The sequence below is a fragment of the Spiroplasma poulsonii genome (genome assembly GCF_009866525.1).
Lineage (GTDB): Bacteria > Bacillota_I > Bacilli_A > Mycoplasmatales > Mycoplasmataceae > Spiroplasma > Spiroplasma poulsonii.
Map to the genome: position 1 here is coordinate 1,007,269 of NZ_CM020866.1, position 26,262 is coordinate 1,033,530.

The following is a 26,262-nucleotide window of genomic DNA, read 5'->3' on the forward strand; positions in this document are numbered from 1 at the left end:
TTTCCGGACTGATTACCGCTGTGCTAGACCGCCTCCTGTGGAATAAAAACACTTAGTTATTTAAAATAACCGTTCCACTCTGCATTAAGTTGTTTTATAAAATCAAAGTTTTAAAAAACCAGTTTTATAATCAAAGATAATTTTTGAATTTTCTAAACGTTTATAAAACCACTCTTGGTTTTTATCTTTTGTATGATTTAATAAATTTTTATGTTTTTCACAAGTTCATAAAACTTTATTTGATACAAATTCTTCGGTAATGAATGATATTGATTTATAGCAATCAATAACATCACATATTTTTTGTTGTTTATTAATTTCCATTACTTACTCCTTCTTTTATTAAGTTTTTTTATTTATTAACAAACTAATTAACTGAAACAAAGAAAAGACAACACCTTAAATTAGGAGAAAAAACAGGTACACTTTGTAAAAATTTCTAAGATATTTATAAATGTGTAAACAACTTAAAGAGGGTATCAGAAAGTTGTGTAAAAAGTTTCTATTTTAAGAATTTAAGATGCTGTCCTTTCTCTGAATCAATTAATAATTTTGGTTTTACAAATAAAAAAACCATTTTAGTAAATGGTTTAATTTATTATTCTTATTCAATTTCCGAGTTTTTTTCCAAAACCCCAATATTTTTTATACGACCTCCATTATTTTATAATTGAATCAATAAATTCTTTTTCCATCACAGTATATCCCAACTTCTCTAAGTCAATAACAATGTCTCCTAATTCAGCTTTTGTATTAATATCAACTACTAATCGAATAATTTCTCGATTAATTTCTAAACTATTTTCTAATTGTAAATCAGAAATTTTATGAATTTGAACACCATGAGAATCAACAACATTCGTAATCTTTGTTAAATAGACTTCTTGCATTACTTGTTAAAAAATTGCAAATATTTGTAAAAAAGATACTAATAGAAAAATATAATTTTAATTAATTATGTTTTTTATTTAAAAATTTAATATTTTTCCACAACGAAAAATTAATTTATTATTTAAATTATTTAATTTTAAATAAATATTTTATGTTAAATATAATAATTGTAAATTATAAATTGAGGCAATTAAATTAAATCTTAAACCAAATCTTTTTCTTCGATTACGATATTTTTCTGTAATAATTTTAAATTTTTTAAGAATAGCAAAAATATTTTCAATAATAATTCTCATTTTTGAAACTAGTCTATTATATTGCTTTTGTTCTTTGTTTAAAGGGTTTTTCTTTGTTTTCTTTGTAGGTATTAGAACATTATTGTGATTTTTTTGTATTCCTTGATAACCACTATCAACTATTAATTTGGTATTTTTTAAAATTGGGATTTTTGATTCTTTAAATAAAGCATAATCATGTTTTTTTCCGAGCGAAAAACTTGTTGCAATAATTTTTTTGGTTTCTTGTTCGATAATTACTTGTGTTTTGATCGTGTGTTTTTTCTTTTTACCAGAATAAGATTGTTTTTGTCTTTTTTTGGGCGTTGGATTGGAGTTTCGGTAGCATCAATAATAATAGTTTTATCATTAAAATAATCATTTATTAGTGCTTTTTTACCAGCAAGTTGTTGAAAATCAGAGTTTTTAATTAAAATATCTTCAATTCACTTAATATTACGATAACAATTAGCCTCACTAATATCAAAACTTTTACCAAGATGAAAATAAGTCTGATATTCTCGTCAATATAATAAAGTCATCAATAATCTATTTTCTAATGATAATTTATTAGTTTTACCACCTTTTTTAAATTTTTCTATTTCAGCAACTTTTAAAATATCTAACATTTTATTAAAAGTGGATTTTTTTATTCCTGTTAATCTTAACCATTCTCTATCATTAAGAGTATTAAATTTATTATTGTTCATATTTTTATGTCCTCATAAATTATATTTTATAATAATATTTTAATAAAAAAGGGTATCGCAAGAAGTCTAATGTCCTTTCCCTAGTGGTGCATCAATTTTTAAAACAACCCTACGCCGCTGATTGATTAAAGCTCGGTTTGTAATATTTAAGAAAGTTGTCACCTCAATATTTCCCCCTGATAAAACACAAACAATTTTTTTGTTTTTAACATTTAGTTTATTAAATAGCATTGCGGCCGTGGTTACTGCCCCTGCGCCTTCTGCGACAATTTTACAATTTTCAAATAAAAATAAAATTGTTTCAGCAATTTCTGCTTCTGATACAAGGATAACATCATCAACATATTTATTTAAAATACTAAAGGTAATATAACCAGTTTGTTTAACCGCAATTCCATCGGCAATTGATAATTTACCGTGAACTGAAAACGATTTATTGCTTTTCCTTGCTTCATAATAACTTGGAACATTTTGACTTTGTACACCGATTAATTTACAATTGGGATTTACAGCTTTGACATAACTTGCAATTCCTGAGTTGTACTTTACCATAATTTACTGTAATTTATGACACTTTATCATTCCCTAACGACCATATCCCCCGGTCCAGGACCTACCCCAGGACCTGGTAAAAAATTTTTGACTTTTTTGATTTGATTTTTTTCGTAATTTTCGATTTGTTGTCATATTAGGTGGTAAAGTAATATTTAATTTTTGTAGTAAGAAATCAAATGAAAATTCAACTTCACTAATTTTTACAATCTTAATCCGTTTCTTTAACGCATACTGAGTAACATAATATAAATGTAACGGCGAATTTAAAACAAAATTTAAATAATTATTGGTCTTATCATATCAATTTGGTACCCGATTAGAGTTAAAATAACGCATCATAGCCTGTGGATTATTAGTAACAAGATAATAACTGTTTTTAATATTAAAAGCCGCTAATTGACCACTATAAATTTGGGTTCCATTCATAACCATTGTAAATTCATCAATATATTCTTTAATTTCATCTAGTAAATGTGATGAAAAAAAGACTGTTTTTCCACGTAGGGTTAATTGTTTTAAATAAAAAATAATTTTTTTACGATTATTAATATCTAATCCTGCTTCTGGTTCATCCAAAATTAAAATTTCTGGATCATGAATAATTCCTTGAATAATCATTACCCTTTTTTTCATCCCCGATGAAAAAGAATTAACATCTTTATCACGGTGTTCTCAAATTTCTAATGACTTCATTAAGCATTCAATTCGTTCCCGTAAATATCTTCCACGCAAACCATTTGTTTTTCCCATGTATTTTAAGAAGTTATAAGAACTAATGTTTTCTGGAAAAGTAATAAATTCTGGTACATAACCAATCATTTTTTTCATTCCAACTTTGGTTGCTTTTTTACCAAAAATAGAGATATCACCTTTAAAACCTTTTAACCCACCAATTAAAGACTTAATGAAAACGGTTTTTCCACTACCAGAAGCTCCTAAAATTGCATGTAATTTTCCTCGTCCAACATTAAAGTTAAAAGGACCAACAACACTATTTTTAAATTTTTTAGTAAAATTTCGTGATGAGATTGCAACTTCACTGACTACTAATGCATTATTATTCATTTCTTAGCATCCCCTTTCAACTTTTAAGTAATATTTTTATGGCGTAAGATTAAATAAGCAAATATTAAGAAAAGACACGATAAACCGAGATAGATATATTGAATTAAACTAATGTTCAAAAATGGTGCTGGGTCAACATCAATTTTCTTATCAACCCCTAAGGCTAGACGGAAATCTTGATAACTCATTAAATAGTTATTTTGAACCTCAAAGTCAATGTTACTCCGCTGTAATGGCTCAAATCAATATGGCGTGAAGTTTAACGAAGCGGTTCAAATTTGGTTTCAATGTTCAATAATATTAAACTTCGAAATTAAACCATAAGTATTCATTAGGTTATCATATTTAATTCACTCATTGTTAATTTTAATTGGTTGTTCTTCAAGTAATTTATAATCCATTATTTTCTTTAAAATATCAATTTCAATTTCACGAAGAACAAACAGGGTTGGTGAATCAAAATAATCTAAGACCCAATCTCTAAAATCACTACCATTATTATAATCGGACAATGTTCCTTTGTATTCATTATCTCATTCTTGACGAAAAACATCCGTTTGGTTAAATGAATTTCCTTCCAATAATGTCCGATTAACTGTTACTAATTTGCTATCATTTGTCGTTGATAAACTATAATAGGAAGCAGTGGGATTAAAGTAAAATAACGATGTCCCACTAAAAAGATTCATTGTAATATAATTTGTTCATGAACCCGCTGCCTTTGAGACAACTGCCATGTAATCAGCAAGTTCTTTTTGAACGGGGTCATTTTGATCTAATTCTTGTTCTGATTTGAAAAAATAATCTGTTGCAAAATTAACTTTCATTGAAACATCATTTCCGCTCGCTGCTCCAACATTATTAATAATTGTTTTAAGATCTTCAAGTTTATTATCATAAAGATATCTTGTTGATGAATCTCATGTTTTAAGTTTTTTGATTTCAAATTCTTCTGTTTTAGGAACAGTTAATCCTAAATTTTTATAAAAATCTAAGCGACGAACACGTAATGCTGGGTCACTAGTAATATCTTTGTAGTCATCATTTTTAAAGACTAAATTTAAATCACTATAACTTCATTCATCATAAAAGTTTCAAATCGCATTAGTTAAATGAGGATATTTAATTAAATCTTTTTTAAGATTCTTTTTAAAATTAATTGTACTTTTAATAATTGGAACTGGATAGTTTTGAGTAATACTATCATTAGCAAATGTTAATTCAACGGTTTTTGCTAAACTCATAATTAATGAATATGGCATCCCACCAACTAGAAACAAACTACAGAAAATAACAACAATTAGTAAAACAACTTGTGAGTTTAAAAATGTTACCGCAAATAAAATCCCACTTGAAGCAAAAAATGATAATGCCATTGAATAAAGAAATAATTTTAATAATAAATTTTGATAAACTTGTAAATATTGGGGATCCTTATTAAAAATATTACCTAAATAACCAATCCCAAAAGCAAAAAGAATAATTGTTCCTAAAAAAAGAAGAATTAAAATTCAAAGGGCAATTATTTTTAATAAGAACAGGACAAATCGTGAATATGGCTTTGAAATTAATAACAAATATGTTCCATCTTCAAATTCACGACCAAAAATTTTAATAATTACTAATAAAATAAATAACAATAACAAAATATTATTAAAGATAAAAACGCCATACTGAAAATTCTTAAAAAACTCATAAACATTTTTTGAAGAAGAAAATAAAGTAATAGCAACTGCCCCAAATAAGACAACTGATAAAATAAAAAGAATTCAAACCGCCATTGAACGGCGTATTTTAAAAATTGAAAAAAAAATCAACGACCACCATGAATTTGATTTACCTGATCTTAATACTCTATTCGCCACCTACAACCCCTCAAATCTTTTAATTAATTTGTTATACATATACATTATATAACATTTTCATAATTTTTGATACTGCTTTTTTACTGCAGCGAAAAATACCATAATGACCAAAAAATAAATAATATTAGACTTCTTGCGATACCCTTTTTTATTAAAATATTATTATAAAATATAATTTATGAGGACATAAAAATATGAACAATAATAAATTTAATACTCTTAATGATAGAGAATGGTTAAGATTAACAGGAATAAAAAAATCCACTTTTAATAAAATGTTAGATATTTTAAAAGTTGCTGAAATAGAAAAATTTAAAAAAGGTGGTAAAACTAATAAATTATCATTAGAAAATAGATTATTGATGACTTTATTATATTGACGAGAATATCAGACTTATTTTAATCTTGGTAAAAGTTTTGATATTAGTGAGGCTAATTGTTATCGTAATATTAAGTGAATTGAAGATATTTTAATTAAAAACTCTGATTTTCAACAACTTGCTGGTAAAAAAGCACTAATAAATGATTATTTTAATGATAAAACTATTATTATTGATGCTACCGAAACTCCAATCCAACGCCCAAAAAAAGACAAAAACAATCTTATTCTGGTAAAAAGAAAAAACACACGATCAAAACACAAGTAATTATCGAACAAAAAACCAAAAAAATTATTGCAACAAGTTTTTCGCTCGGAAAAAAACATGATTATGCTTTATTTAAAGAATCAAAAATCCCAATTTTAAAAAATACCAAATTAATAGTTGATAGTGGTTATCAAGGAATACAAAAAAATCACAATAATGTTCTAATACCTACAAAGAAAACAAAGAAAAACCCTTTAAACAAAGAACAAAAGCAATATAATAGACTAGTTTCAAAAATGAGAATTATTATTGAAAATATTTTTGCTATTCTTAAAAAATTTAAAATTATTACAGAAAAATATCGTAATCGAAGAAAAAGATTTGGTTTAAGATTTAATAGACTTCTTGCATTACTTGTTAAAAAATTGCAAATATTTGTAAAAAAGATACTAATAGAAAAATATAATTTTAATTAATTATGTTTTTTATTTAAAAATTTAATATTTTTCCACAACGAAAAATTAATTTATTATTTAAATTATTTAATTTTAAATAAATATTTTATGTTAAATATAATAATTGTAAATTATAAATTGAGGCAATTAAATTAAATCTTAAACCAAATCTTTTTCTTCGATTACGATATTTTTCTGTAATAATTTTAAATTTTTTAAGAATAGCAAAAATATTTTCAATAATAATTCTCATTTTTGAAACTAGTCTATTATATTGCTTTTGTTCTTTGTTTAAAGGGTTTTTCTTTGTTTTCTTTGTAGGTATTAGAACATTATTGTGATTTTTTTGTATTCCTTGATAACCACTATCAACTATTAATTTGGTATTTTTTAAAATTGGGATTTTTGATTCTTTAAATAAAGCATAATCATGTTTTTTTCCGAGCGAAAAACTTGTTGCAATAATTTTTTTGGTTTCTTGTTCGGTAATTACTTGTGTTTTGATCGTGTGTTTTTTCTTTTTACCAGAATAAGATTGTTTTTGTCTTTTTTTGGGCGTTGGATTGGAGTTTCGGTAGCATCAATAATAATAGTTTTATCATTAAAATAATCATTTATTAGTGCTTTTTTACCAGCAAGTTGTTGAAAATCAGAGTTTTTAATTAAAATATCTTCAATTCACTTAATATTACGATAACAATTAGCCTCACTAATATCAAAACTTTTACCAAGATGAAAATAAGTCTGATATTCTCGTCAATATAATAAAGTCATCAATAATCTATTTTCTAATGATAATTTATTAGTTTTACCACCTTTTTTAAATTTTTCTATTTCAGCAACTTTTAAAATATCTAACATTTTATTAAAAGTGGATTTTTTTATTCCTGTTAATCTTAACCATTCTCTATCATTAAGAGTATTAAATTTATTATTGTTCATATTTTTATGTCCTCATAAATTATATTTTATAATAATATTTTAATAAAAAAGGGTATCGCAAGAAGTCTATTAAAGCTTTACAAGAAAAACCATACTTTAAATTAATTTCTTTGTTGGAAACGGAAGTAACAACTAAATCAACTTCGAATCTTCTATTTTTAAGTGGCGTTCAAATTTTAGGCATAAAAACTTAATCCCACAGATCCAAAATTATTCATTTTTGGATCTAAATCACTAATTTTTTGAACGATGAATTTTTTATCACTTAAATTTTCTAATGAATAAATATTAGCTTCATCATAATTAGAAAATTTTGCTACAAATTTTTTATCCGAAATTATAACAATATCCTCATTTTTTAAATTATATTTTTTAATTAATTCATTTTTATTATCATTAAATCATTTAAAATTTTCGTCAATATAATTCTTATTTTCACTTTTACTCATTTCACATCAACTCCTATTACATATTAATTATAACTTATTTTTTTAATTTTTAAATAATTTAAACCTAAAATAGCTAAAACAACATTCAGCTGCATTTATCATATCCAATTTATTTACACCAGGTTTTTCATCGCGAATATTAGTTTTCTCATTATTAATACAGTTAAATAATTCTTGATATAAATAACCATTCTTTTTTACTAATACTTCTTTGTCATTAAATGTTTTAAAAACATCTAAATTATCACTAAAATAAATTTTTCCTTCGGCTAATAATCTTTTTCATTTATAATGTCGGTCTTGTACACTTCATCCTTTTGTTCCAGTAACTAAAATAGTAGAAAATCTTGTAATATCTAAATACATATTTTTTCAATCATTATTTTCAAGTAGTGTTTTTCTAACAAAATGGCCAACTGTACGAGCATCATGCCCAATACGATAACTAAAGTCTTCCTTTAAGTTATGATAAATTTGTGATCAACTATTAATTTTATTAACCATACTATCAACTTTTTCAGTCATATCCTTAAATTCTGTACTTGATATTGATTGTTCTTCAAGAATATAAATTCCTTCAATAAATTCTTCCTTATCAAATTCAAATCCTATTAAAATTTGAGTGGCATCATCTTGCCCTTTTATACTATCAGCATAATCTGCACCAATTTTAATTTTAGTAAATCAATATTTGTTCATGTCTTTTCAATAAAATTCTTTTGGATTAAAAAATTTGGCACCAGTAATTAAGTCTTTTTTGTAACTATAACGTTCCGGATTAAATTGACGCTCTCCCCCACGAAATAGTGAATCATATACTTCTGGTTTATTTTCATTTAATCAATTTCCTAAATCAAATACTCTTTGATTAAGATTTTTGTTATTTACTTTTGTAGTACCTCTGACAACTGTCACACCAATATCATTCATAAAAGTTTGATCATTAAAATATGATATATCATTATCATCTAGTTCTTTTTGGACTTACTCTGTTAATGGAAAAATAGATTGGACGAATGTTTCATAAATAATATGATCAGCATTATGATTGTTAAAGCCAAAAATAATAATCTGTTCTTTTCGTAATTCCATTGTTACATCATCATCTGAATAACATAATTGTGGAACTACTTCTCTTGTAGTTGCAATATTTTTCCCACGTGAAATTTGAATTATCATATTGAATAATCGATACATGTATTCGTTTTCATCTAAAATTGTTGCTGGATGGGTTAAGATAAATTGGACAACAATAATGTGGAGTAAGGATTATAATTAAATTAATAAATGGAGGTGTAATTATGGCAAAGAATCATTATACCGATGAATTTAAACAACAAATTGTTAGTCTTTATAAAACAGGTAAAACAGCAAAACAATTGTCCAGTGACTATCAGGTCGGTAAATCAACAGTTTGAAAATGAATTTATGAATTCAATAATTCTGGTTCATTTAAAGCAAAAGATAATCGAAGCCCAGAAGAAAATGAACTAATTCATCTAAAGAAAAGAAATTAAACAATTACGAATGGAAAATGATATTTTAAAGCAAGCCACACTGATAATAGGCAAAAAATAGTAATTATTAAAAACAACAAAGAAAAATATGCAATTACTAATTTATGCAAAACACTAAAAGTTCCTAGATCAACGTTTTATTATCAATTGAAATCAAATAATCCTAAATCAAACCATACTATTGATAATGCTGTTATCAGTATTTTCTTAAAAAGTCGTAAAAATTATGGCACAAGAAAAATTAAAGTTATGTTAGCACAACAAAATATTTTATTATCACGAATAAAAATTAGTAAAATAATGCAAAGATATAACTTAATTTCCAATTATACAAAACTTAAATATAAACATCAAAGTAACAAAAACGCTATATACAAATATCATAATTTGTTAAATCAAGAATTTAATAATTATAAACTACATGAAGTTGTTGTCAGTGATTTAACACAAGTTGCTATCAATAGCAAATGATATTATGTGTGCTTTCTAATTGATTTATTTAATCGTGAAGTTATTGGTTATGATGTTAGTTCTCATAAAGATGCCAAATTAGTTGAAAATACTTTTAAAAAGCTTAGTTTTTCTTTAGATAATATTAAAATATTTCATACTGATCAAGGCAGCGAATTTAATAACAATATCATTTACAATCTTTTAGCTAAAAACAATGTTGCAAAATCTTATAGTAAACCAGGCTGTCCTTATGATAATGCTGTTTCTGAATCAACCTATAAAATTTTAAAAACAGAATTAATTAAAAACAGAAAATTTAAAAATATTGAACAATTTAAATTAGAATTATTTGACTATGTTAATTGATACAATAATGTACGAATTCACAGCAAATTAAATTATTTAACACCAATTGAATATAAAAATCTTTACTCTACATAAAATTTGTCCAAAAAACCCTTGCCATTCCACTAAAAAAATATTTTTCATAATAGACTCAATATTATGAATAATAAACAATATAAATTTATCCACCATAGAAAATATAGTTAAAATTATATGTATAATAGTAATTTTTATAATTCCAACATTAACAATAATAATAAAATTTATTAAAAAATAAATTTGTAAACAGTGTATAGTGTAAAAATAAACAATAAAATTATTTAATAAAATCACATATAAAAACTAGTGTGCCACAGCTAAGATATATGATCAATTATAATAAATATTAAAATCCTTTAACCATAACACGGAAAAAGTTTAAAATCTTAATAATTACAAAAATACCAAATGGAATTAAAATAATTCATGCATCACCTAAAAAAGTCATTAATTGTGGTAATACAGCATAAATTGCTTCTTTAAATTTCATCATGGCTTGTCCTAAACCACTTCAAATAGAACCCATTCCATCTGAAATAGTAGGTTTATCACCAACTGCTAAAAAATTAACCGCTGTTGTTAAATACATACCTAGCATTATTTTTTATCCTCCTTATTTTCAATTTCTTTCTTATCTTTTTTCTTACCTTTAATTTGTCTAATTTTTTGATAAATTGATAAACCAATTCACGCAAAAATACCTAATATAATAACAACACTAAAAATTATCGTTAATCAACCTGGCATAATATATCTCCTTTCAATAAATTAAAAAATTGAAATTTGCAAACTCGCTCCGCTCGTTGTCGCTTTGCTCCACTTAAAAAACATTATTGAATAAATTATCCGCTAATAAATTACGCGGAATAATTTATTCTTTACTTTTTAATTTCAATATCATTTGCAATCTTATTAACAGTATTAATAACAATATCTTTACCATACTTTTTCACTAACGACCGCAAAATTAAATACTGCTTTGTTTCCATAATTTCAACTCCTTATTTAAAATATTAATAAAATTTATTTTATAAAAATGTAAATACCACAAAAGTACAAAATGTGTGTGGTTTCTACAAAGTTGCTAAACCTCAACCCTATTGTAGCACTATTTTAAATTAATACTTGTTTTATTCTATTATTTTTATTTTTATCAAAATAGTTGCAAAATATTTAAATAAATTATCATATTATTTGCTCGTTTCTAAATCATCAATTGTTTAGAAAAAAATAAAAACTAATTAACATATCCTTCCAAGATCTTAATTAGTTTTAGCAAAAAAAGCCCTTAACTTAAAAATAAAACTAGTTTTTCCCTCATGTTAAACTTCATCAATTAGCAAAAGTTCAATTTAATGGATAATCAAAGTTAATTGCTCAAGTCATCAGACCACGAATCATAATATTATTTTTTGTTAATAAAACAAAAGCTTGATTAATTGCTGCTTTTGTCGCGGCGCCACGACCAGCTGGTTCACTTGTTGATGCACCAATTACTAATTTATCAGCATCAATTTGTAAAAAATTATTATACTGGCTTTGACCTGTTGTAATATATTTTATTAATAGATAATAAAATTCACCACGAAGTTCATTATTATCATTACTAATAACCATCCCCGGAGTTAGACACAATTCTTTCGCATCTTGTGAATCAACAAAAACGCCATCAGCTCAACCATTATAAAATTGCGGATGAATTCAATTATAGAATCCTGCTAAGACGGTCAGAAATATCTCATAAGACATTGCTGATGTTTTACATAGATTAGGAAATTCTGGGGCCATTGTAATATAAAATTATTTCTTTTTTGTTGCTTGTCATTCTTGTTTAATTTCTTTTAAAGCAATAGCTGTTGTTTGTTTTGATTCGTTATCTTGTAAACATTCTCCTTCTCAATCAATATCAACCCCATCAAATTCATATTCATTAACAACACTTTTAAATGCTTTTTTTAAATCATCTTTTTGGTTTTGACGAAAACGCATACTATTCTCAGTTTGACCACCCATTGAAATCAAAACTTTATGGCCTTTTTCATGTTGTACTTTAATCCCCTTCTTTAAATTAACTGGATTTTGAGCAACAAAAGTTGGCATTTGATATGGTTGATCAGTATAAAGAAAGGATACAATAATTACATTATACCTTGCATCAATTTCTCATAATTCTGGCTTTTGTTGATTTGTGCCACCTCATTCGTATCAATAACCAATTAGTAAATTATCATTTTGTTCAGTACCTTCGTTATTAATCCGAAAATTAACTTTAACTTCCCCTTGATACATTGTTGAGTTCTTAATAGCTTGAATAATAAACGATTTATTAGTCACCGACCCTAATTTGATTTCAATCTATTCTAAAATAAGATTCGGATTTGCTTTTTTTAAACTAGCAAAAATTGTTGTGGAATTGCTATTTGCCAAAATTCCTAAATCTTGGTTTTTGATAATTTTATTAAGAAAAATTATTTCATTTTGATAATCACCAGTATTTTTACAACCATATAATGTAATAGTTGTTGTGCTGCTTAAAATAATAATTTATTATTTTTTACAAATTAAAAATCAATCCACTATATATAAAAAAGAGGAGGATCCTCTTTGTTTTCATTAAAATTTAGTTAAATTTTGATTTGTTTTTTGAAAATTTCTTATTTTTTCTTTTGTTATTTTTTCCAAATTGTGGGGCATTACTCTTATTAAAGTTACCACGATCAGTTTTATAAGAATTATGATATTTACTATTATTATTTTTTTGTTTAGAATCTGCCTGTTTGTAATTCCCACCAAAATTTTTTGATTCTTTTGTTTTTTCTTTTAAATCATAGCCAGTAATATCAAATAGTTCAATTTTTTTCTTTTGATATTGTGCTAAATGTTTAATTTCATTTAAATCATTGCGATTAGAAACAATCGTTACTGCCACACCTGTCGCACCTGCGCGGGCTGTGCGACCAATGCGGTGAATATAACTTTCTCGTTCTGTTGGAATATCATAATTAAAAACATAATCAATTTGATCAATATCAATTCCCCGGGCAGCAACATCAGTTGCAACTAATACCGTTGCTTTTCCTTCTCGAAATGATCGCATTGCTTGCAATCGTTCACGTTGGCGCTTATCACCGTTAATAACGCAACTAGTAATTCCAATTGTTGCAAGCATTTTAGCAATTTTATCAGTAAAAGCTTTTGTATTAGAAAAAATAATGCTTCGTTTTGGTTGTAAATTCTTATATAAAGCAATTATCACATCTTCTTTACGATAAGAAATTGCATCAACATAATACTGGGTAATATTATTTTGTTCGGTAGCATTTTTTGTTACAACAATTTCAACAGGATTATTTTGATATTTATTAGCAATTTCTAGCACTTGTTTTGGCATTGTTGCTGAAAATAATAATGTTTGATATTTTTTAGGAGCATTCTCAAATACCTTATCAAGTTCGGTTTTAAAACCCATTTTTAGCATTTCATCTGCTTCATCTAAAACAATTGTTTTAATTGTGTTCAATCGTAATGTATTACGGTTAATATGATCAGCAATTCGTCCTGGTGTTCCAACAACAATGTTACTTTTTCGTAATGAATAAATTTGACGTTGTAAATGAGAACCACCACATAATAATGTTGCATTAACCCCTTCTAAATAAGTTGCAAATTTTCGAACCTGATCAATTACTTGCATTGCCAATTCTCTTGTTGGACATAAAATAATAGCTTGTGGCCGTTTTAATTGTGGGTCTAGTCTTTGCAAAATTGGTAAAAGAAAAGCTGCTGTTTTACCAGTTCCGGTATGACTCTTCCCAATAATATCTTGATTATTTAATACAACTGGAATAGCTTTCTCTTGGATTTCCGTTAAATTGGTATATCCCATCTTAGTAATCATTCGTTCTAAAGCTGGGGATAAATTTAGTGTATTAAAATTCATTTAGTCTCCTTTAAATAGTTAGTATAAAATAGTTTAGTTGTTTTTTAACATTACGCCTGTTGAATTCACATATTGGCATTATTTTGGATAACAGAATAAATTAAAGTTTAACAACGTAATAAGTATATCCTAAAATAACGAAAAAACCAAGCATTTTGGATTAGATGTTAGATTAAATTGCTTTTTAAAGTCTAACAAAAATTTAATGGATCTCTTATTTTGCAAATAAAAAACACTATTTTCTAATAGTGTTTCTGTTTGATTTAATTATTATTTTAGAGTAATTGTAAAATCAAATGTTCCTGAAATTTTGGTTGATCCTCCTGTTGCAGTAACAGTAATTTTAACAGCACCAGCTGCTTGATTAGCATCAGCAGTTTTATCACTTGTTAAAGTAAAATCTGTTGTTGCTTCTGTACTAAGAGTAGTTTTTGCTTGAATCCCAGCAATAACTGCCGTAATTAAACCTTGTTCTTTTAACAAATCAGAATATTTCTGACTTGTATTAGCTGTTAATTGTGGATCAACCACTGTTGTCCCTGTAATATCCTTTTTATCTACTGTTCCTTCTTTTGGCAAAGTTATTTTAATATATCCTGATGAATTAACAACAACTTTTTTACCTTTTGCGGCAGTAATTTTAACATAAACATCTGCTGTTCCTGTTTTTAAATTAACATTACTATATGCAGTCCCTTTGTTATCTTTAAAAACATAATATGTAAAATCATCTGCTTTTGCTGATTTAGCAATTCCTTGTACTGCTAATAATACATTTGCTGCTAAAGCTGTTTTAACTTCATCTTTTGTTACACTTTCTGGTTTAACCGCAGTTACTACTGATGGGGCAGTAATTGTTTTAACTTTTAATAAATCATTATCTGCAACATTTTTGTTATTACATGCAACTACTGATGTTGCACCAGTCGCCGTTAACACGAAAGCTCCTAAGATTACTAATAATCGTTTCATTGTTTGTTTCCTTTCCTTGTTTTTTAAAAATATTAAATATTATTTTATATTTAATATTTTTTATTGTAAATTGTAAATGCAAGTGCAACAAATCTATTAATTAAATAATAACATAAAATAAAAAATATTTTTTGTAAAATTAACATAATTTAGTAAATTATGATATTATATCTCTATGTTAAAAAAGGAACTATTTTATGAAAAAAGAAATAATTGTACCAAATAATGTAAATAAAGAAGGAACTGAAATTAATTTTATTAAAAGAAACATAGAATATTATAGTAAAAATAAGTTTTAAGGATGAAATGGGAAATTTTAATTTTATTACTCAATCTGAAATAGATTTTTTCAAAGATTATTATTACTTGCATTGTAAATTAAACCAACCAACAAAAAATTTTGAAAATTATAAAGAAGATTGTTTTATAACATTATTTATTAACATAATTTCTAAAAATTCTAAAATAAAAACAAAAGAAGAACTATCTATTTTTTTGAAAAATAAGTTATCAAAACAAAGTTATAATTTTAATTGAATTTTAACAATTATTGGTTCTGAGTATTCTAATATTAGAAATAATATACTTATAATTTTTGATACTTTAGTTGATTGAATTTTAAAAAAAGATAAAAAATTTTATTATATTACTTTAAAAAATAATTTAATAAATAATGGATACTTAATAGTACAAAGTTTTATTAGAATGATAAATATAGCATTTTTATTCAAAACAAATAAATTAACAAAAGAAACCGAAGATAAGATTTTAGATAAAATTTGATTTAATCCAAAAAATGACAAATTGTTAAAAACAAAAGAAGATATTAAGAATTTTGGGAGTGTTGCAAATAAACGGGTATTATTTAATTTATTTAAAAACAAGAAACTTTTTTCTTTTATAAAAAAATAATAACACAAAAAAAATAAAAATACAAATAATAATTTCATATTTTTACACACTAAAAAATATTTTAAAAACTAAGATTATATTATTTTAAATTAACTAAAATTAAATTTCATAATTTTTAAATCTAAAATTTTTTTAAATGTTGAAAACGAAAATGTTTTATTCCCATATCCTAAACAAGATTTTACAACTCTTGAAACATCGCTTTCAGCAGATACGCCAATATTTCACTCTTTATTTTGATTTAAAATACCATTTTTTAAATTAATAAAATACCTTAATTTAATTCTTTCATTCTGTAATGATTTTAAAAAAGTTATAAATTCGTCGTATTTTCCTTGTAAAAATAACTCTTTTGCGTGTAAATAATTTTTAAAGGATTCTTTACTACGATTACCACAATATATATTAGACTTCTTGCATTACTTGTTAAAAAATTGCAAATATTTGTAAAAAAGATACTAATAGAAAAATATAATTTTAATTAATTATGTTTTTTATTTAAAAATTTAATATTTTTCCACAACGAAAAATTAATTTATTATTTAAATTATTTAATTTTAAATAAATATTTTATGTTAAATATAATAATTGTAAATTATAAATTGAGGCAATTAAATTAAATCTTAAACCAAATCTTTTTCTTCGATTACGATATTTTTCTGTAATAATTTTAAATTTTTTAAGAATAGCAAAAATATTTTCAATAATAATTCTCATTTTTGAAACTAGTCTATTATATTGCTTTTGTTCTTTGTTTAAAGGGTTTTTCTTTGTTTTCTTTGTAGGTATTAGAACATTATTGTGATTTTTTTGTATTCCTTGATAACCACTATCAACTATTAATTTGGTATTTTTTAAAATTGGGATTTTTGATTCTTTAAATAAAACATAATAATGTTTTTTTCCGAGCGAAAAACTTGTTGCAATAATTTTTTTGGTTTCTTGTTCGATAATTACTTGTGTTTTGATCGTGTGTTTTTTCTTTTTACCAGAATAAGATTGTTTTTGTCTTTTTTTGGGCGTTGGATTGGAGTTTCGGTAGCATCAATAATAATAGTTTTATCATTAAAATAATCATTTATTAGTGCTTTTTTACCAGCAAGTTGTTGAAAATCAGAGTTTTTAATTAAAATATCTTCAATTCACTTAATATTACGATAACAATTAGCCTCACTAATATCAAAACTTTTACCAAGATGAAAATAAGTCTGATATTCTCGTCAATATAATAAAGTCATCAATAATCTATTTTCTAATGATAATTTATTAGTTTTACCACCTTTTTTAAATTTTTCTATTTCAGCAACTTTTAAAATATCTAACATTTTATTAAAAGTGGATTTTTTTATTCCTGTTAATCTTAACCATTCTCTATCATTAAGAGTATTAAATTTATTATTGTTCATATTTTTATGTCCTCATAAATTATATTTTATAATAATATTTTAATAAAAAAGGGTATCGCAAGAAGTCTATTATTCTTTAATTCTCTTATTGCATGAAATCTATCAAATATAAACATACCATCTAAAATTTTAGCAGTTTTTTTAATTCATTTAGCACTATCTCCACCAATAATTAATTTAATATTTTCATAATTTTTAAAAAATTTCTGAATTTGTTTTTTAATAAAGAACGCATTAAATTCTGCACCCCGAGTTTTCTTATTAAGAAAAAAATAACAATATTTTTTATTTAAAGATTTATTATTTTCTTTTCCAGTATTAAATGAAATTATTCTAACAGTTTGCAAATAAGATTTATTATTTTTATTTTTTAAAGTTACATATGCATCATCTAAATTAATATATAAATTTTTACAATTTTTCAAATCTATTTTTTTATCTTTTATTTTTATTAATGCTTTTCGTAAAATACGCGAAACAGACGAACAATGTAATTTGCAATTAAAAATATCTAATATATCACTATATCTTTTATTTTTTACTATTTCAACAGTTATTTTTAGTTTTAAATTATTAATTATTCTTTGCCATTTTTTAACTCCAAATTGTTTATCAACAAGAGGAACATATTTTCACTTACCCTTATAAAAATATTTGTAAATTCTTCGCTTATAAATCAATATTCCAAATTCTGTTTTAATTTTTCTAGTTTTTATTTCTTTTACAAAATATTTTGTTTTATCTCGTTTTTTAAAAATTATATTATCAATTCTTTCTATTTTTTCTATTAACTGATTTAAAGCATTTTCATAAATATTTACGCTAAATTTATTAAAATTAAACATTTTATTATTTCCTTTCGTTGTTAAATTAAAATTATTAATTAATATATTTCATAAATTTACACCTACTTTAAAAAATGTATAGTATAATTAAAAAAATTATAGCATTTCACAGAAAGGAATAAAAATATGAAAAAATGACTAAGTATTTTAGGAACAATCGGATTAACTACAGCAAGTACAACAACATTAATTAGTTGTGAAAAACCAAATAACAATGAAAACGGGGGGGTAATAAACCAGAACCTAATAAACCACAACAACCGCCAGTTGGAAGTAAATGAAAGTTTATTCCTAGCGGTACAGAAGTAGAAGAAGATAATAAAGAATAGACTTCTTGCATTACTTGTTAAAAAATTGCAAATATTTGTAAAAAAGATACTAATAGAAAAATATAATTTTAATTAATTATGTTTTTTATTTAAAAATTTAATATTTTTCCACAACGAAAAATTAATTTATTATTTAAATTATTTAATTTTAAATAAATATTTTATGTTAAATATAATAATTGTAAATTATAAATTGAGGCAATTAAATTAAATCTTAAACCAAATCTTTTTCTTCGATTACGATATTTTTCTGTAATAATTTTAAATTTTTTAAGAATAGCAAAAATATTTTCAATAATAATTCTCATTTTTGAAACTAGTCTATTATATTGCTTTTGTTCTTTGTTTAAAGGGTTTTTCTTTGTTTTCTTTGTAGGTATTAGAACATTATTGTGATTTTTTTGTATTCCTTGATAACCACTATCAACTATTAATTTGGTATTTTTTAAAATTGGGATTTTTGATTCTTTAAATAAAACATAATAATGTTTTTTTCCGAGCGAAAAACTTGTTGCAATAATTTTTTTGGTTTCTTGTTCAATAATTACTTGTGTTTTGATCGTGTGTTTTTTCTTTTTACCAGAATAAGATTGTTTTTGTCTTTTTTTGGGCGTTGGATTGGAGTTTCGGTAGCATCAATAATAATAGTTTTATCATTAAAATAATCATTTATTATTGCTTTTTTACCAGCAAGTTGTTGAAAATCAGAGTTTTTAATTAAAATATCTTCAATTCACTTAATATTACGATAAAAATTAGCCTCACTAATATCAAAACTTTTACCAAGATGAAAATAAGTCTGATATTCTCGTCAATATAATAAAGTCATCAATAATCTATTTTCTAATGATAATTTATTAGTTTTACCACCTTTTTTAAATTTTTCTATTTCAGCAACTTTTAAAATATCTAACATTTTATTAAAAGTGGATTTTTTTATTCCTGTTAACCTTAACCGTTCTCTATCATTAAGAGTATTAAATTTATTATTGTTCATATTTTTATGTCCTCATAAATTATATTTTATAATAATATTTTAATAAAAAAGGGTATCGCAAGAAGTCTATTATATTTTTATAAAAATTTTTTACTTTCTCTAAAATATTTTTACGCTCTTCTTGAGAAAATATTTCATCATTACCAACATTTATTTTTTTTATAAATACTCATTTACTGTAATAAACACTGTTAATAACATTGTTAAATATATAAAAAATAAGTAAGGCACACTGAAAAATACTATTAACAATGTTAATAGCAAATATAAAATTAATAAATCAAATAACAAAGCTAGTGTGCCAGAGCTTTCTGAGTTGATTTGTTGCACTTCATATTACAATTTACATATTATAAAAAAAGCAAGAGATTTAACAATAAATTTACTTTTTTATTTAAAAAATTCAATTTCTTTTAAGAAAAAAATAACAATACTTTAATTAACTTCTATTAACTTATTATTAATAATTTGATATTTTTTTGTAACTTTATTAGTTGTCGAAACTGCTGTTCAGTCATTTAAAAGGGAATTAAATTTTAAAACACGACTTGCTTCTTGTAATTCTAATGTAATCAAATAGTTTTCATCATAACTAATTTCGTTTCATAAATTATTAGTTCGAATAACATTAAGAAAATTATCTGTACCAAAGATTTTAAGATCATAAAGTATGATTCCATTCTGATTACTAATAATAATTCGATAATATGACGGATCTTTATCACCAAAATAACTATGAATAATTTCAGCATCACCATACAATCTAATTTTTTTATTATTTTTATCCAACCCTAAAATCCCATGATAACTATTTGCAAGACCTAAAAACTTAATAGTATTATTATAATTACTTGATATTGCAAAAACATATTTATTTGGTAATTTTCCCGTTGTTTTAAAACCAATAAAAACATTCACTTTATACTTATCACTAGTCTTTTGATATATTTGATAATTTTGCATTCCTACCTCTCAGATAGATAAATTATGATCATAATTAAAATATTTTCCATAATTTGTCATATTAATATCTGTTCCAAAACTAATTTCAACATTATTTTTTAAAGAAACATCAGTTGTTGTAATTTCATATTTTGCAAGATTGTCTTCAACGATTGATTGATGAGTACCATCAATAATATTTTCTCAAATGTTTTTAGTTAACATTGGATAAGTTTTATTTTTTTGATTAGTTGCTTCGGTTGGTATTAAACCTCACTTTATAAAAAAGGCGCTAAATTGCAGTTACTTACTTGCGAAGTCATTTCAATAAATAATTGTTGTTTTTCAACATTTGTTCCAGGATTATCAGAAAATGGTAAAAGACGATAATATTGTGATAAAGTTGGATAAAAATTATTACCAAAAGCCATTTGTAATTGTCAAAACATCGCTAATTTAGTAAATAAATCACTAATATCATCAAAATTTCGTTGCTGATCTGATTGCGCAAAATGATCTTTAATTTTAGTAATTTGACTAGGAGTGTCTAACCGATTCGCATTGAATAATTTTTGTTGAACATAAAGCGCACTAATATTAACTGTTACTTCAGTAAGACCATTTCATTGGTATTGTGGAGTTTGATAAGTATGCCCAATTTCATGTCATAACCCTCATTGATTATTACTTGTACTAGTAAATAAATCAGCGCCGGCACTTGTATCATTTTGAAAGGTAATATGATAATTGGTTGCTGAAGCATAACCTGCCCCCGTATCTGGATTAACAATATGAATATATTGTTGATGCTTCTTTGCAATTCCTGAATAATTTGGATTCAAACCATATGCTTCACTTGTATATTTTCAAATATTGTCTTAATTTTCTAAAATTTTTTCAATATTAACATTATTTTGGTTTTCCCATAAAAATATTTTAACAATTTGATATGTTTGCATTGTTAAAGAAATGGTTACTAATAAATTCAACAAAAGGACTTTTAGTTGTTGCAACATTATTTAAAAAAGTTTTTTGATCAGTTTTCCCTATTTTAAAAGTTGGAACTTGATAAATTGCTGGTCCAGTAATGCTTTCAACTTCAACATCTTTATTTGTACTATAATTAGTTAAATAAATCATCCCTTGAATTTTAGGAATAATTTCGGTTGTATTATCCAACTTGTAAATAAACATTTTTATTATCAAATCCGTTTTTTAACGTAATGGTAAAAAGTTCATAATCATTTGCAAAATAACCTGTGGACAGAAGCTCAGAATGCGCAAATTGGCGATTTTCTAACAGCGCATTTTGTTTTGCTGGTCCATCCGCATTCAGAATTACATCTGGTGAAAACTTTTTAAAACTATTAATAATTAAATAACTTGTCATACTAATAATTGCTCCTAAAACTATGACTAACAATAAAATAATAATAATAATTCATTTTTTATTAATTTGACGATGATAGCCACCAGCAGGTTGTTCTTTAATCTTTGCGGGTGTTAAATTTTGTGGTTTTTAATTTCTTGTTATTGTTTTTTGATGAAGTTGAAATACCTTTCAGCTAATTCTCTTATTATTAATAAATTTAGGATTTGATCTTCCAGCAAGACTAAAACCAAATAATTGATTATTACAACGAAAAACATCAATTGGTTTTAATTCAAGAATTTTCCTATGTTGTCGATGTTGATACGAAAAAAAGGTAATTTCTTCACTATTGATATCATATGTTTCTAATAGTTTTGTAAGATATATCTCTAATCCTGCTTTGCACCCACTACAAACAGCTGATATATTGTTAATCTTGCCCATAATACCCTCGTTAATACTATAAAGTTATTTCAAATAACTCTTGAATTAATCAGCTAATTAAAAAAAGTTTAAAAACCTTATACTATGTCATTTTGTCAAACACATCGTGGTGGAGATATGCCTCTATTAAATATCATTAATATTCCACATTTTTTTGATTTATTTATTATAAAAAGTAGCGAAAATATTAAGAAACATAAATTGGTCTTTTTTTACTATGATATAATACTTTTATGAATATATTAAATTTTAAGAGAAAACCAAAGAAAGAGTTTTATGCTAACGGTTCTGCATTTATTAATAAAAATAGTAAACACAAAATTATTTTTAAAATATTAAAAATTATTGCATTAACTGTTGTTATTACCCTTTTTATCGTAGGAAGTATTTGCGATAGACCAATTGCAAAAGCGATTGGTGATTTAAATGATAATGGCCCTGTCAGTTGGTTGAGTTTATTTTGAGATAAACTAGCTTATACAATGACAGCCCCATTTATGTTTGCAGGAGCTGGAATCTTGTTAGAAAGTTTAAATATAAAATATAAAGCAAAATTTAAATTTTTAAATATTATTATCATAATAGTTTATGCCCTATTTATAATTTTATTTACATTAATTATTAGTAGAATGATCTATCAACAAGCAACCTTTGATGCTTTTAGTGGTAAAGGAAGAGACTATTGATTTGGTCTTGATGGAACAAATACGATTATAGTAATGACGATTCAACTTAGTATTGAAGTTATATTAATGTGTAGGACTGCTTGATTCTTAAGAGTTAAATTTTCAAAAAGATATGATTTGTTAACTAATAATTATTGAATTGATGCCCTAAAAATATTTGTCGTATTCGGTCTTTTTGGTGTTACTTTTGACCCAATTTTAAAAACTTTTTTTGGAAGACCCTATTGAGTTCATGTTGATTATCAATATGTTATTGATAACTTACCAAGCAATTGAACAAACAAACCAACTAATATAGTTAATGCACAATATTTAGATTGATGACAAATTCAAGAATTTAAAGCTGAATACTGAGATTTCTTATTGGGTAAAAGTGGCGAAGGAAATCATTTTTGAAGTGACAAGGCATTTCCATCTGGCCATATGAATTCATCATCAATGCCCGTTTATGGATTCTTACTATATTTCATGAATGAAAAACGTAAACAAAATATTGTTTGATGAAAATGATTAATATTTGGCTTCTTTATTGCCGATGTTGCGATGATGGGATTTATGCAAATTATTTCAAGAACACATTATTTAACAGATTTAATGTTTAGTTTAATTGTTTTATTAATATGCTTTAAAGGGGTAGCTTATCTCGTTGATCATGTCATTTATAAAATTTTATCATTCATTTGAAACAAACAAAATAAAACATATAACATGTTTGAATGAAATAATGGTAAAAGAACAGTTTTATTTATTAATATTGATGGTGTTTTATGAATTGTAGCAAAAGTTAGAACTTCTAACATTAACAAATCTAAAAAATATAAATATTGACATAAAGATAATACTATTTATAAAGAATAGGAACTATCTATTATTTTCTAAATAAACTACAAAAAAATAAAAAAATAAGAAGAAAAAAACCTTCTTATTTTTTTATAACTGATTTAACTGTTTCATCAACAGTTGACTTTAAGGTTAATTCATACATTATCGTATCATTAACGTTTCGTGGTACAACTAACATAATCTCATATTCAACACCATTATCAATCATTCGATCACCAACTTGATACACCGTTTGAAACTCAACCAGATTCTTCCCATTGTCAGTTGTATAATCATAATCATTTAAATTAAAACCAACTTTTTCACGAAAGGCTTTATCCTCAATAACTGTTGGGTCATTAAATTCTAATGGAAAAGCTTTAAAAGCTTCTTCATTTTCGGTTTGATTATCATCTAATTCTAAATCAGGTTCTGCTTCTAACTCTTCTTTAATTTTTTTTCGATCAAAAATTGAACTTAAAGAGAGTTTTTTCTCACTTTTTGTTTCTGTTAACATTTTTGTTGATAGAAATTGTTGCGTTGGAAAATCATTAACAAAATTTGTATCACGTTTTGGCATAATATATTCGGTTGGTTTAACCAAACTAATTGGTCGTTCAATCCCACTGTTTGTTCGTTCAAACTCATCACGATCAACTGTTTTTAACATTTCAACGTGTTGCTGCTGCTGTCCTAATTTTTCTTGAATTACATTTAAATCATGACCAAACCGTTCAATTTGTTCTTCGCTAACTTGGTTTGAAGAAACCTTTGCTTTTGGGGTAATTAATCCCGTAAATTTTTTTAAAGCCTTTACATCATTATTTAATTTAATTAAATAATCTTGCACTTGGTTCATATTAGTTTTTAAATCATTTAATAATTGATTATCTTCGTTTTTAACTATTGGCGGTGTTGATGGCAGTGATTTTGTTGCTTTTTGCCAAGTTAATAAGCATACTATAATTGTAATTAAAAAACTAAATCCACAGACAGGAACAAGGAATATTAAGAAAGAATAACCAACTTGGTATAAAGTTACAAAATTAGTTGTTAATATTTCCATATTATTTTGGTTAATAATTTTCATTGAGAAAATAAAATTAATACCATATTGGATTAACCAAAAAGCTGATGGAAAATCTGCAACAACAATAGTTGCTTTACCATAGGCATTAGTTCCTGATAAAACAAGGGTTTGGTTATTAACAAGTAATCGATGGATTTGATTTCCAGCAATGACAATTAAAATGATTGATAATAATAGAAACAAAAGCATGAAAATAAAAAAGATAAGAAAAGTAATTTGTGTTTTTGTCAGTTTCATTAAATTAAAATTAAATCACGCTTTGCTTCTGTTAAAAGTTCATAACCATTTTCTGTTACTAAAATATCATCTTCAATGCGAACACCACCGACATCAGGAATATAAATCCCGGGTTCAACAGTAATGATCATCCCCGGTTCTAAAGGAACATTACAAAATGGTGATACTCGTGGAAACTCATGAATTTCAATCCCAACCCCATGCCCAGTTGAATGGGTAAAGTATTGACCATAGCCTTTACTTGTAATATAGTCACGACAAATTTTATCAATTGTTGCAGTGCTAACACCTGGTTTGATTGCTTCAATCCCTTGTTTTTGTGCTTGATAAACAACATCAAAGATTTCTAGCATTTGTGGTGAGGGTTTTCCTAACCCAATCGTACGAGTAGTATCAGAACAATAACCATTATAAATACAACCAAAATCAATTGTAATTAATTCGTTATTTTCAATCACTTTATCTGTTGCACGACCATGTGGTAATGCTCCCCGTCAGCCCGAAGCAACGATTGTGTCAAAACTTGGTTTATCGGCTCCTTCCTCAATAAAACTATTAATAATAATTTGTTCAACTTGCCGTTCCGTCATTCCTGGTTTAATATTTTTAATTACATTATTAATAGCAATATCACCGATTGCACAGGCTTGTTTTAACACATTAATTTCCTGGTTTGATTTAATTGTTCGTAACTCAGAAAAATCAACTGGTTTTAATTCAATCGTTGCTAAACTTACTGCTAAATTTTGATAAGTTAAATATGTTAAATAATCGCTTTCAAAAGCTAATACTTTGACTTTGTTTTTCGTTAAATCATTTTGTAACATTCCAAAAAAACCACCAGCATTATTTGTTGTCATTTCCTGAACATTAGTTACATTTTTGGCTTGTTTTTTTCCGACCGTAATATATCTACCATCTAAATACAAAATTAATTCATTTTTTGTAAATAACAGATATCCTTCTGATGATTCAAACTCAGAAAATCAAAAACGATTAACTGTTGAATGAAACAAGATCCCATCAACTTGATGTTTTTTTAAGTATTGCTCTAGTTGTGCTTGTTTATTTAATTTGAATTTAACATATTCTTTCATATTCCCTCTCCTTTTTCATATAT

General features: G+C 25.0%; 34 protein-coding genes and 1 pseudogene. 7 read left to right on the forward strand and 28 right to left on the reverse strand.

Going from position 1 to position 26,262, the window contains the following annotated elements:
* Window positions 1-84 precede the first annotated feature (84 nt).
* The 7 genes from MSROBK_RS05665 to MSROBK_RS05690 form a co-directional block, all read right to left on the reverse strand.
* Window positions 85-324 carry a hypothetical protein gene (locus MSROBK_RS05665; protein WP_040093587.1) on the reverse strand — a complete coding sequence of 80 codons (240 nt, stop codon included), beginning with the start codon at window positions 322-324 and terminating at the stop codon, window positions 85-87.
* Between the two features lie 335 nt (window positions 325-659).
* The gene (locus MSROBK_RS05670; RefSeq protein ID WP_040093588.1) at window positions 660-890 is read right to left on the reverse strand and encodes a hypothetical protein; all 231 of its coding nucleotides are present in this window, start codon (window positions 888-890) and stop codon (window positions 660-662) included.
* 150 nt (window positions 891-1,040) lie between these two features.
* The gene (locus MSROBK_RS13525; protein WP_242441474.1) at window positions 1,041-1,439 is read right to left on the reverse strand and encodes a transposase family protein; all 399 of its coding nucleotides are present in this window, start codon (window positions 1,437-1,439) and stop codon (window positions 1,041-1,043) included.
* Window positions 1,424-1,876 carry an IS5 family transposase gene (locus MSROBK_RS13530; RefSeq protein WP_040092446.1) on the reverse strand — a complete coding sequence of 151 codons (453 nt, stop codon included), beginning with the start codon at window positions 1,874-1,876 and terminating at the stop codon, window positions 1,424-1,426. Before MSROBK_RS13530 ends, MSROBK_RS13525 begins: the two co-directional genes overlap by 16 nt.
* A 66-nt stretch (window positions 1,877-1,942) precedes the next feature.
* On the reverse strand, window positions 1,943-2,428 hold the full coding sequence (locus tag MSROBK_RS05680) for a pyridoxal-phosphate dependent enzyme (RefSeq protein WP_052443500.1): 486 nt from the start codon (window positions 2,426-2,428) through the stop codon (window positions 1,943-1,945).
* Between the two features lie 33 nt (window positions 2,429-2,461).
* The gene (locus MSROBK_RS05685) at window positions 2,462-3,496 is read right to left on the reverse strand and encodes an ABC transporter ATP-binding protein (protein WP_052443501.1); all 1,035 of its coding nucleotides are present in this window, start codon (window positions 3,494-3,496) and stop codon (window positions 2,462-2,464) included.
* 23 nt (window positions 3,497-3,519) lie between these two features.
* Entirely contained in the window at window positions 3,520-5,277 is a 1,758-nt protein-coding gene (locus tag MSROBK_RS05690; RefSeq protein WP_227991111.1) for an ABC transporter permease, read from the reverse strand.
* 278 nt (window positions 5,278-5,555) lie between these two features.
* On the opposite strand from MSROBK_RS05690, the gene MSROBK_RS13535 reads away from it, so the two are divergent.
* Entirely contained in the window at window positions 5,556-6,008 is a 453-nt protein-coding gene (locus tag MSROBK_RS13535) for an IS5 family transposase (RefSeq protein WP_040093590.1), read from the forward strand.
* A complete protein-coding gene (locus MSROBK_RS13540; RefSeq protein ID WP_416375040.1) occupies window positions 5,993-6,424 on the forward strand; it encodes a transposase in 432 nt (143 codons plus the stop codon). Before MSROBK_RS13535 ends, MSROBK_RS13540 begins: the two co-directional genes overlap by 16 nt.
* Before the next feature lie 85 nt (window positions 6,425-6,509).
* Here the strand turns inward: MSROBK_RS13540 and MSROBK_RS13545 are convergent, their stop codons facing one another.
* The 5 genes from MSROBK_RS13545 to MSROBK_RS05715 form a co-directional block, all read right to left on the reverse strand.
* On the reverse strand, window positions 6,510-6,908 hold the full coding sequence (locus tag MSROBK_RS13545; RefSeq protein WP_416375041.1) for a transposase: 399 nt from the start codon (window positions 6,906-6,908) through the stop codon (window positions 6,510-6,512).
* Window positions 6,893-7,345, reverse strand: a complete 453-nt coding sequence (locus MSROBK_RS13550) for an IS5 family transposase (RefSeq protein WP_040092446.1) — start codon at window positions 7,343-7,345, stop codon at window positions 6,893-6,895. Before MSROBK_RS13550 ends, MSROBK_RS13545 begins: the two co-directional genes overlap by 16 nt.
* Window positions 7,346-7,521: 176 nt before the next feature.
* A complete protein-coding gene (locus MSROBK_RS05705; RefSeq protein WP_040093591.1) occupies window positions 7,522-7,794 on the reverse strand; it encodes a hypothetical protein in 273 nt (90 codons plus the stop codon).
* Between the two features lie 42 nt (window positions 7,795-7,836).
* Window positions 7,837-8,724, reverse strand: a complete 888-nt coding sequence (locus MSROBK_RS05710) for a hypothetical protein (protein WP_040093592.1) — start codon at window positions 8,722-8,724, stop codon at window positions 7,837-7,839.
* A gap of 54 nt (window positions 8,725-8,778) precedes the next feature.
* Window positions 8,779-8,991 carry a hypothetical protein gene (locus MSROBK_RS05715; RefSeq protein ID WP_040093593.1) on the reverse strand — a complete coding sequence of 71 codons (213 nt, stop codon included), beginning with the start codon at window positions 8,989-8,991 and terminating at the stop codon, window positions 8,779-8,781.
* Between the two features lie 104 nt (window positions 8,992-9,095).
* Between MSROBK_RS05715 and MSROBK_RS05720 the strand changes: the two genes are divergently transcribed.
* Both MSROBK_RS05720 and MSROBK_RS05725 read left to right on the forward strand, forming a co-directional pair.
* Complete coding sequence (locus tag MSROBK_RS05720; RefSeq protein ID WP_084218010.1) at window positions 9,096-9,311, forward strand: IS3 family transposase; 216 nt, start codon at window positions 9,096-9,098, stop codon at window positions 9,309-9,311.
* Between the two features lie 3 nt (window positions 9,312-9,314).
* Window positions 9,315-10,205 (forward strand): IS3 family transposase, encoded by an 891-nt coding sequence (locus tag MSROBK_RS05725; RefSeq protein WP_206780832.1) that lies wholly within the window; start codon window positions 9,315-9,317, stop codon window positions 10,203-10,205.
* Window positions 10,206-10,494: 289 nt separating this feature from the next.
* Here the strand turns inward: MSROBK_RS05725 and MSROBK_RS05730 are convergent, their stop codons facing one another.
* The 6 genes from MSROBK_RS05730 to MSROBK_RS05755 form a co-directional block, all read right to left on the reverse strand.
* Entirely contained in the window at window positions 10,495-10,746 is a 252-nt protein-coding gene (locus tag MSROBK_RS05730; RefSeq protein ID WP_040093594.1) for a hypothetical protein, read from the reverse strand.
* Window positions 10,746-10,895 carry a hypothetical protein gene (locus tag MSROBK_RS05735; RefSeq protein WP_084218012.1) on the reverse strand — a complete coding sequence of 50 codons (150 nt, stop codon included), beginning with the start codon at window positions 10,893-10,895 and terminating at the stop codon, window positions 10,746-10,748. The genes MSROBK_RS05730 and MSROBK_RS05735 overlap by 1 nt, the downstream gene beginning before the upstream one ends.
* Window positions 10,896-11,453: 558 nt before the next feature.
* Entirely contained in the window at window positions 11,454-11,936 is a 483-nt protein-coding gene (locus tag MSROBK_RS05740) for a glycoside hydrolase family 18 protein (protein ID WP_040093595.1), read from the reverse strand.
* Window positions 11,937-11,948: 12 nt separating this feature from the next.
* A complete protein-coding gene (locus tag MSROBK_RS05745; RefSeq protein WP_040093596.1) occupies window positions 11,949-12,437 on the reverse strand; it encodes a glycosyl hydrolase family 18 protein in 489 nt (162 codons plus the stop codon).
* A 331-nt stretch (window positions 12,438-12,768) separates the two neighbouring features.
* Window positions 12,769-14,088 (reverse strand): DEAD/DEAH box helicase, encoded by a 1,320-nt coding sequence (locus MSROBK_RS05750; RefSeq protein ID WP_040093597.1) that lies wholly within the window; start codon window positions 14,086-14,088, stop codon window positions 12,769-12,771.
* A 270-nt stretch (window positions 14,089-14,358) separates the two neighbouring features.
* Window positions 14,359-15,060 carry a spiralin lipoprotein gene (locus tag MSROBK_RS05755; RefSeq protein ID WP_040093598.1) on the reverse strand — a complete coding sequence of 234 codons (702 nt, stop codon included), beginning with the start codon at window positions 15,058-15,060 and terminating at the stop codon, window positions 14,359-14,361.
* A 495-nt stretch (window positions 15,061-15,555) separates the two neighbouring features.
* On the opposite strand from MSROBK_RS05755, the gene MSROBK_RS05760 reads away from it, so the two are divergent.
* Entirely contained in the window at window positions 15,556-15,972 is a 417-nt protein-coding gene (locus tag MSROBK_RS05760) for a hypothetical protein (protein WP_133165058.1), read from the forward strand.
* Window positions 15,973-16,542: 570 nt separating this feature from the next.
* On the opposite strand, the gene MSROBK_RS13555 is transcribed toward MSROBK_RS05760, so the two are convergent.
* Genes MSROBK_RS13555 through MSROBK_RS05770 form a run of 3 tightly spaced genes read right to left on the reverse strand, consistent with a single transcriptional unit; the run spans window position 16,543 to window position 18,223 of the window.
* Complete coding sequence (locus MSROBK_RS13555; RefSeq protein WP_416375461.1) at window positions 16,543-16,941, reverse strand: transposase family protein; 399 nt, start codon at window positions 16,939-16,941, stop codon at window positions 16,543-16,545.
* Complete coding sequence (locus MSROBK_RS13560) at window positions 16,926-17,378, reverse strand: IS5 family transposase (protein ID WP_040092446.1); 453 nt, start codon at window positions 17,376-17,378, stop codon at window positions 16,926-16,928. Before MSROBK_RS13560 ends, MSROBK_RS13555 begins: the two co-directional genes overlap by 16 nt.
* 26 nt (window positions 17,379-17,404) lie before the next feature.
* Window positions 17,405-18,223, reverse strand: a complete 819-nt coding sequence (locus tag MSROBK_RS05770) for an Mbov_0401 family ICE element transposase-like protein (protein WP_040093600.1) — start codon at window positions 18,221-18,223, stop codon at window positions 17,405-17,407.
* 126 nt (window positions 18,224-18,349) lie between these two features.
* Between MSROBK_RS05770 and MSROBK_RS05775 the strand changes: the two genes are divergently transcribed.
* Window positions 18,350-18,532: a lipoprotein gene (locus tag MSROBK_RS05775; protein WP_040093601.1), complete on the forward strand. Its 183-nt coding sequence runs from the start codon at window positions 18,350-18,352 to the stop codon at window positions 18,530-18,532.
* Window positions 18,533-18,713: 181 nt separating this feature from the next.
* Here MSROBK_RS05775 and MSROBK_RS05780 read toward each other — a convergent pair.
* From MSROBK_RS05780 to MSROBK_RS05800, 5 genes and pseudogenes are all read right to left on the reverse strand, one after another.
* Window positions 18,714-19,549 (reverse strand): annotated as a pseudogene (locus MSROBK_RS05780) (IS5 family transposase).
* 435 nt (window positions 19,550-19,984) lie between these two features.
* Window positions 19,985-20,716 carry a putative mucin/carbohydrate-binding domain-containing protein gene (locus tag MSROBK_RS05785; protein WP_040093603.1) on the reverse strand — a complete coding sequence of 244 codons (732 nt, stop codon included), beginning with the start codon at window positions 20,714-20,716 and terminating at the stop codon, window positions 19,985-19,987.
* A gap of 53 nt (window positions 20,717-20,769) precedes the next feature.
* Complete coding sequence (locus MSROBK_RS05790) at window positions 20,770-21,333, reverse strand: M60 family metallopeptidase (protein ID WP_040093604.1); 564 nt, start codon at window positions 21,331-21,333, stop codon at window positions 20,770-20,772.
* Window positions 21,334-21,427: 94 nt separating this feature from the next.
* Complete coding sequence (locus tag MSROBK_RS05795) at window positions 21,428-21,685, reverse strand: hypothetical protein (protein WP_040093605.1); 258 nt, start codon at window positions 21,683-21,685, stop codon at window positions 21,428-21,430.
* Entirely contained in the window at window positions 21,663-21,881 is a 219-nt protein-coding gene (locus tag MSROBK_RS05800) for a hypothetical protein (protein WP_040093606.1), read from the reverse strand. The genes MSROBK_RS05795 and MSROBK_RS05800 overlap by 23 nt, the downstream gene beginning before the upstream one ends.
* A gap of 659 nt (window positions 21,882-22,540) precedes the next feature.
* Here MSROBK_RS05800 and MSROBK_RS05805 point away from each other — a divergent pair.
* Window positions 22,541-23,851, forward strand: coding sequence for a phosphatase PAP2 family protein (locus tag MSROBK_RS05805; RefSeq protein WP_040093608.1), 1,311 nt, complete (start codon window positions 22,541-22,543; stop codon window positions 23,849-23,851).
* 64 nt (window positions 23,852-23,915) lie between these two features.
* Here the strand turns inward: MSROBK_RS05805 and MSROBK_RS05810 are convergent, their stop codons facing one another.
* Entirely contained in the window at window positions 23,916-25,142 is a 1,227-nt protein-coding gene (locus MSROBK_RS05810; protein ID WP_040093609.1) for a hypothetical protein, read from the reverse strand.
* A complete protein-coding gene (locus MSROBK_RS05815; protein ID WP_040093610.1) occupies window positions 25,142-26,239 on the reverse strand; it encodes an aminopeptidase P family protein in 1,098 nt (365 codons plus the stop codon). Before MSROBK_RS05815 ends, MSROBK_RS05810 begins: the two co-directional genes overlap by 1 nt.
* Window positions 26,240-26,262: the final 23 nt, after the last annotated feature.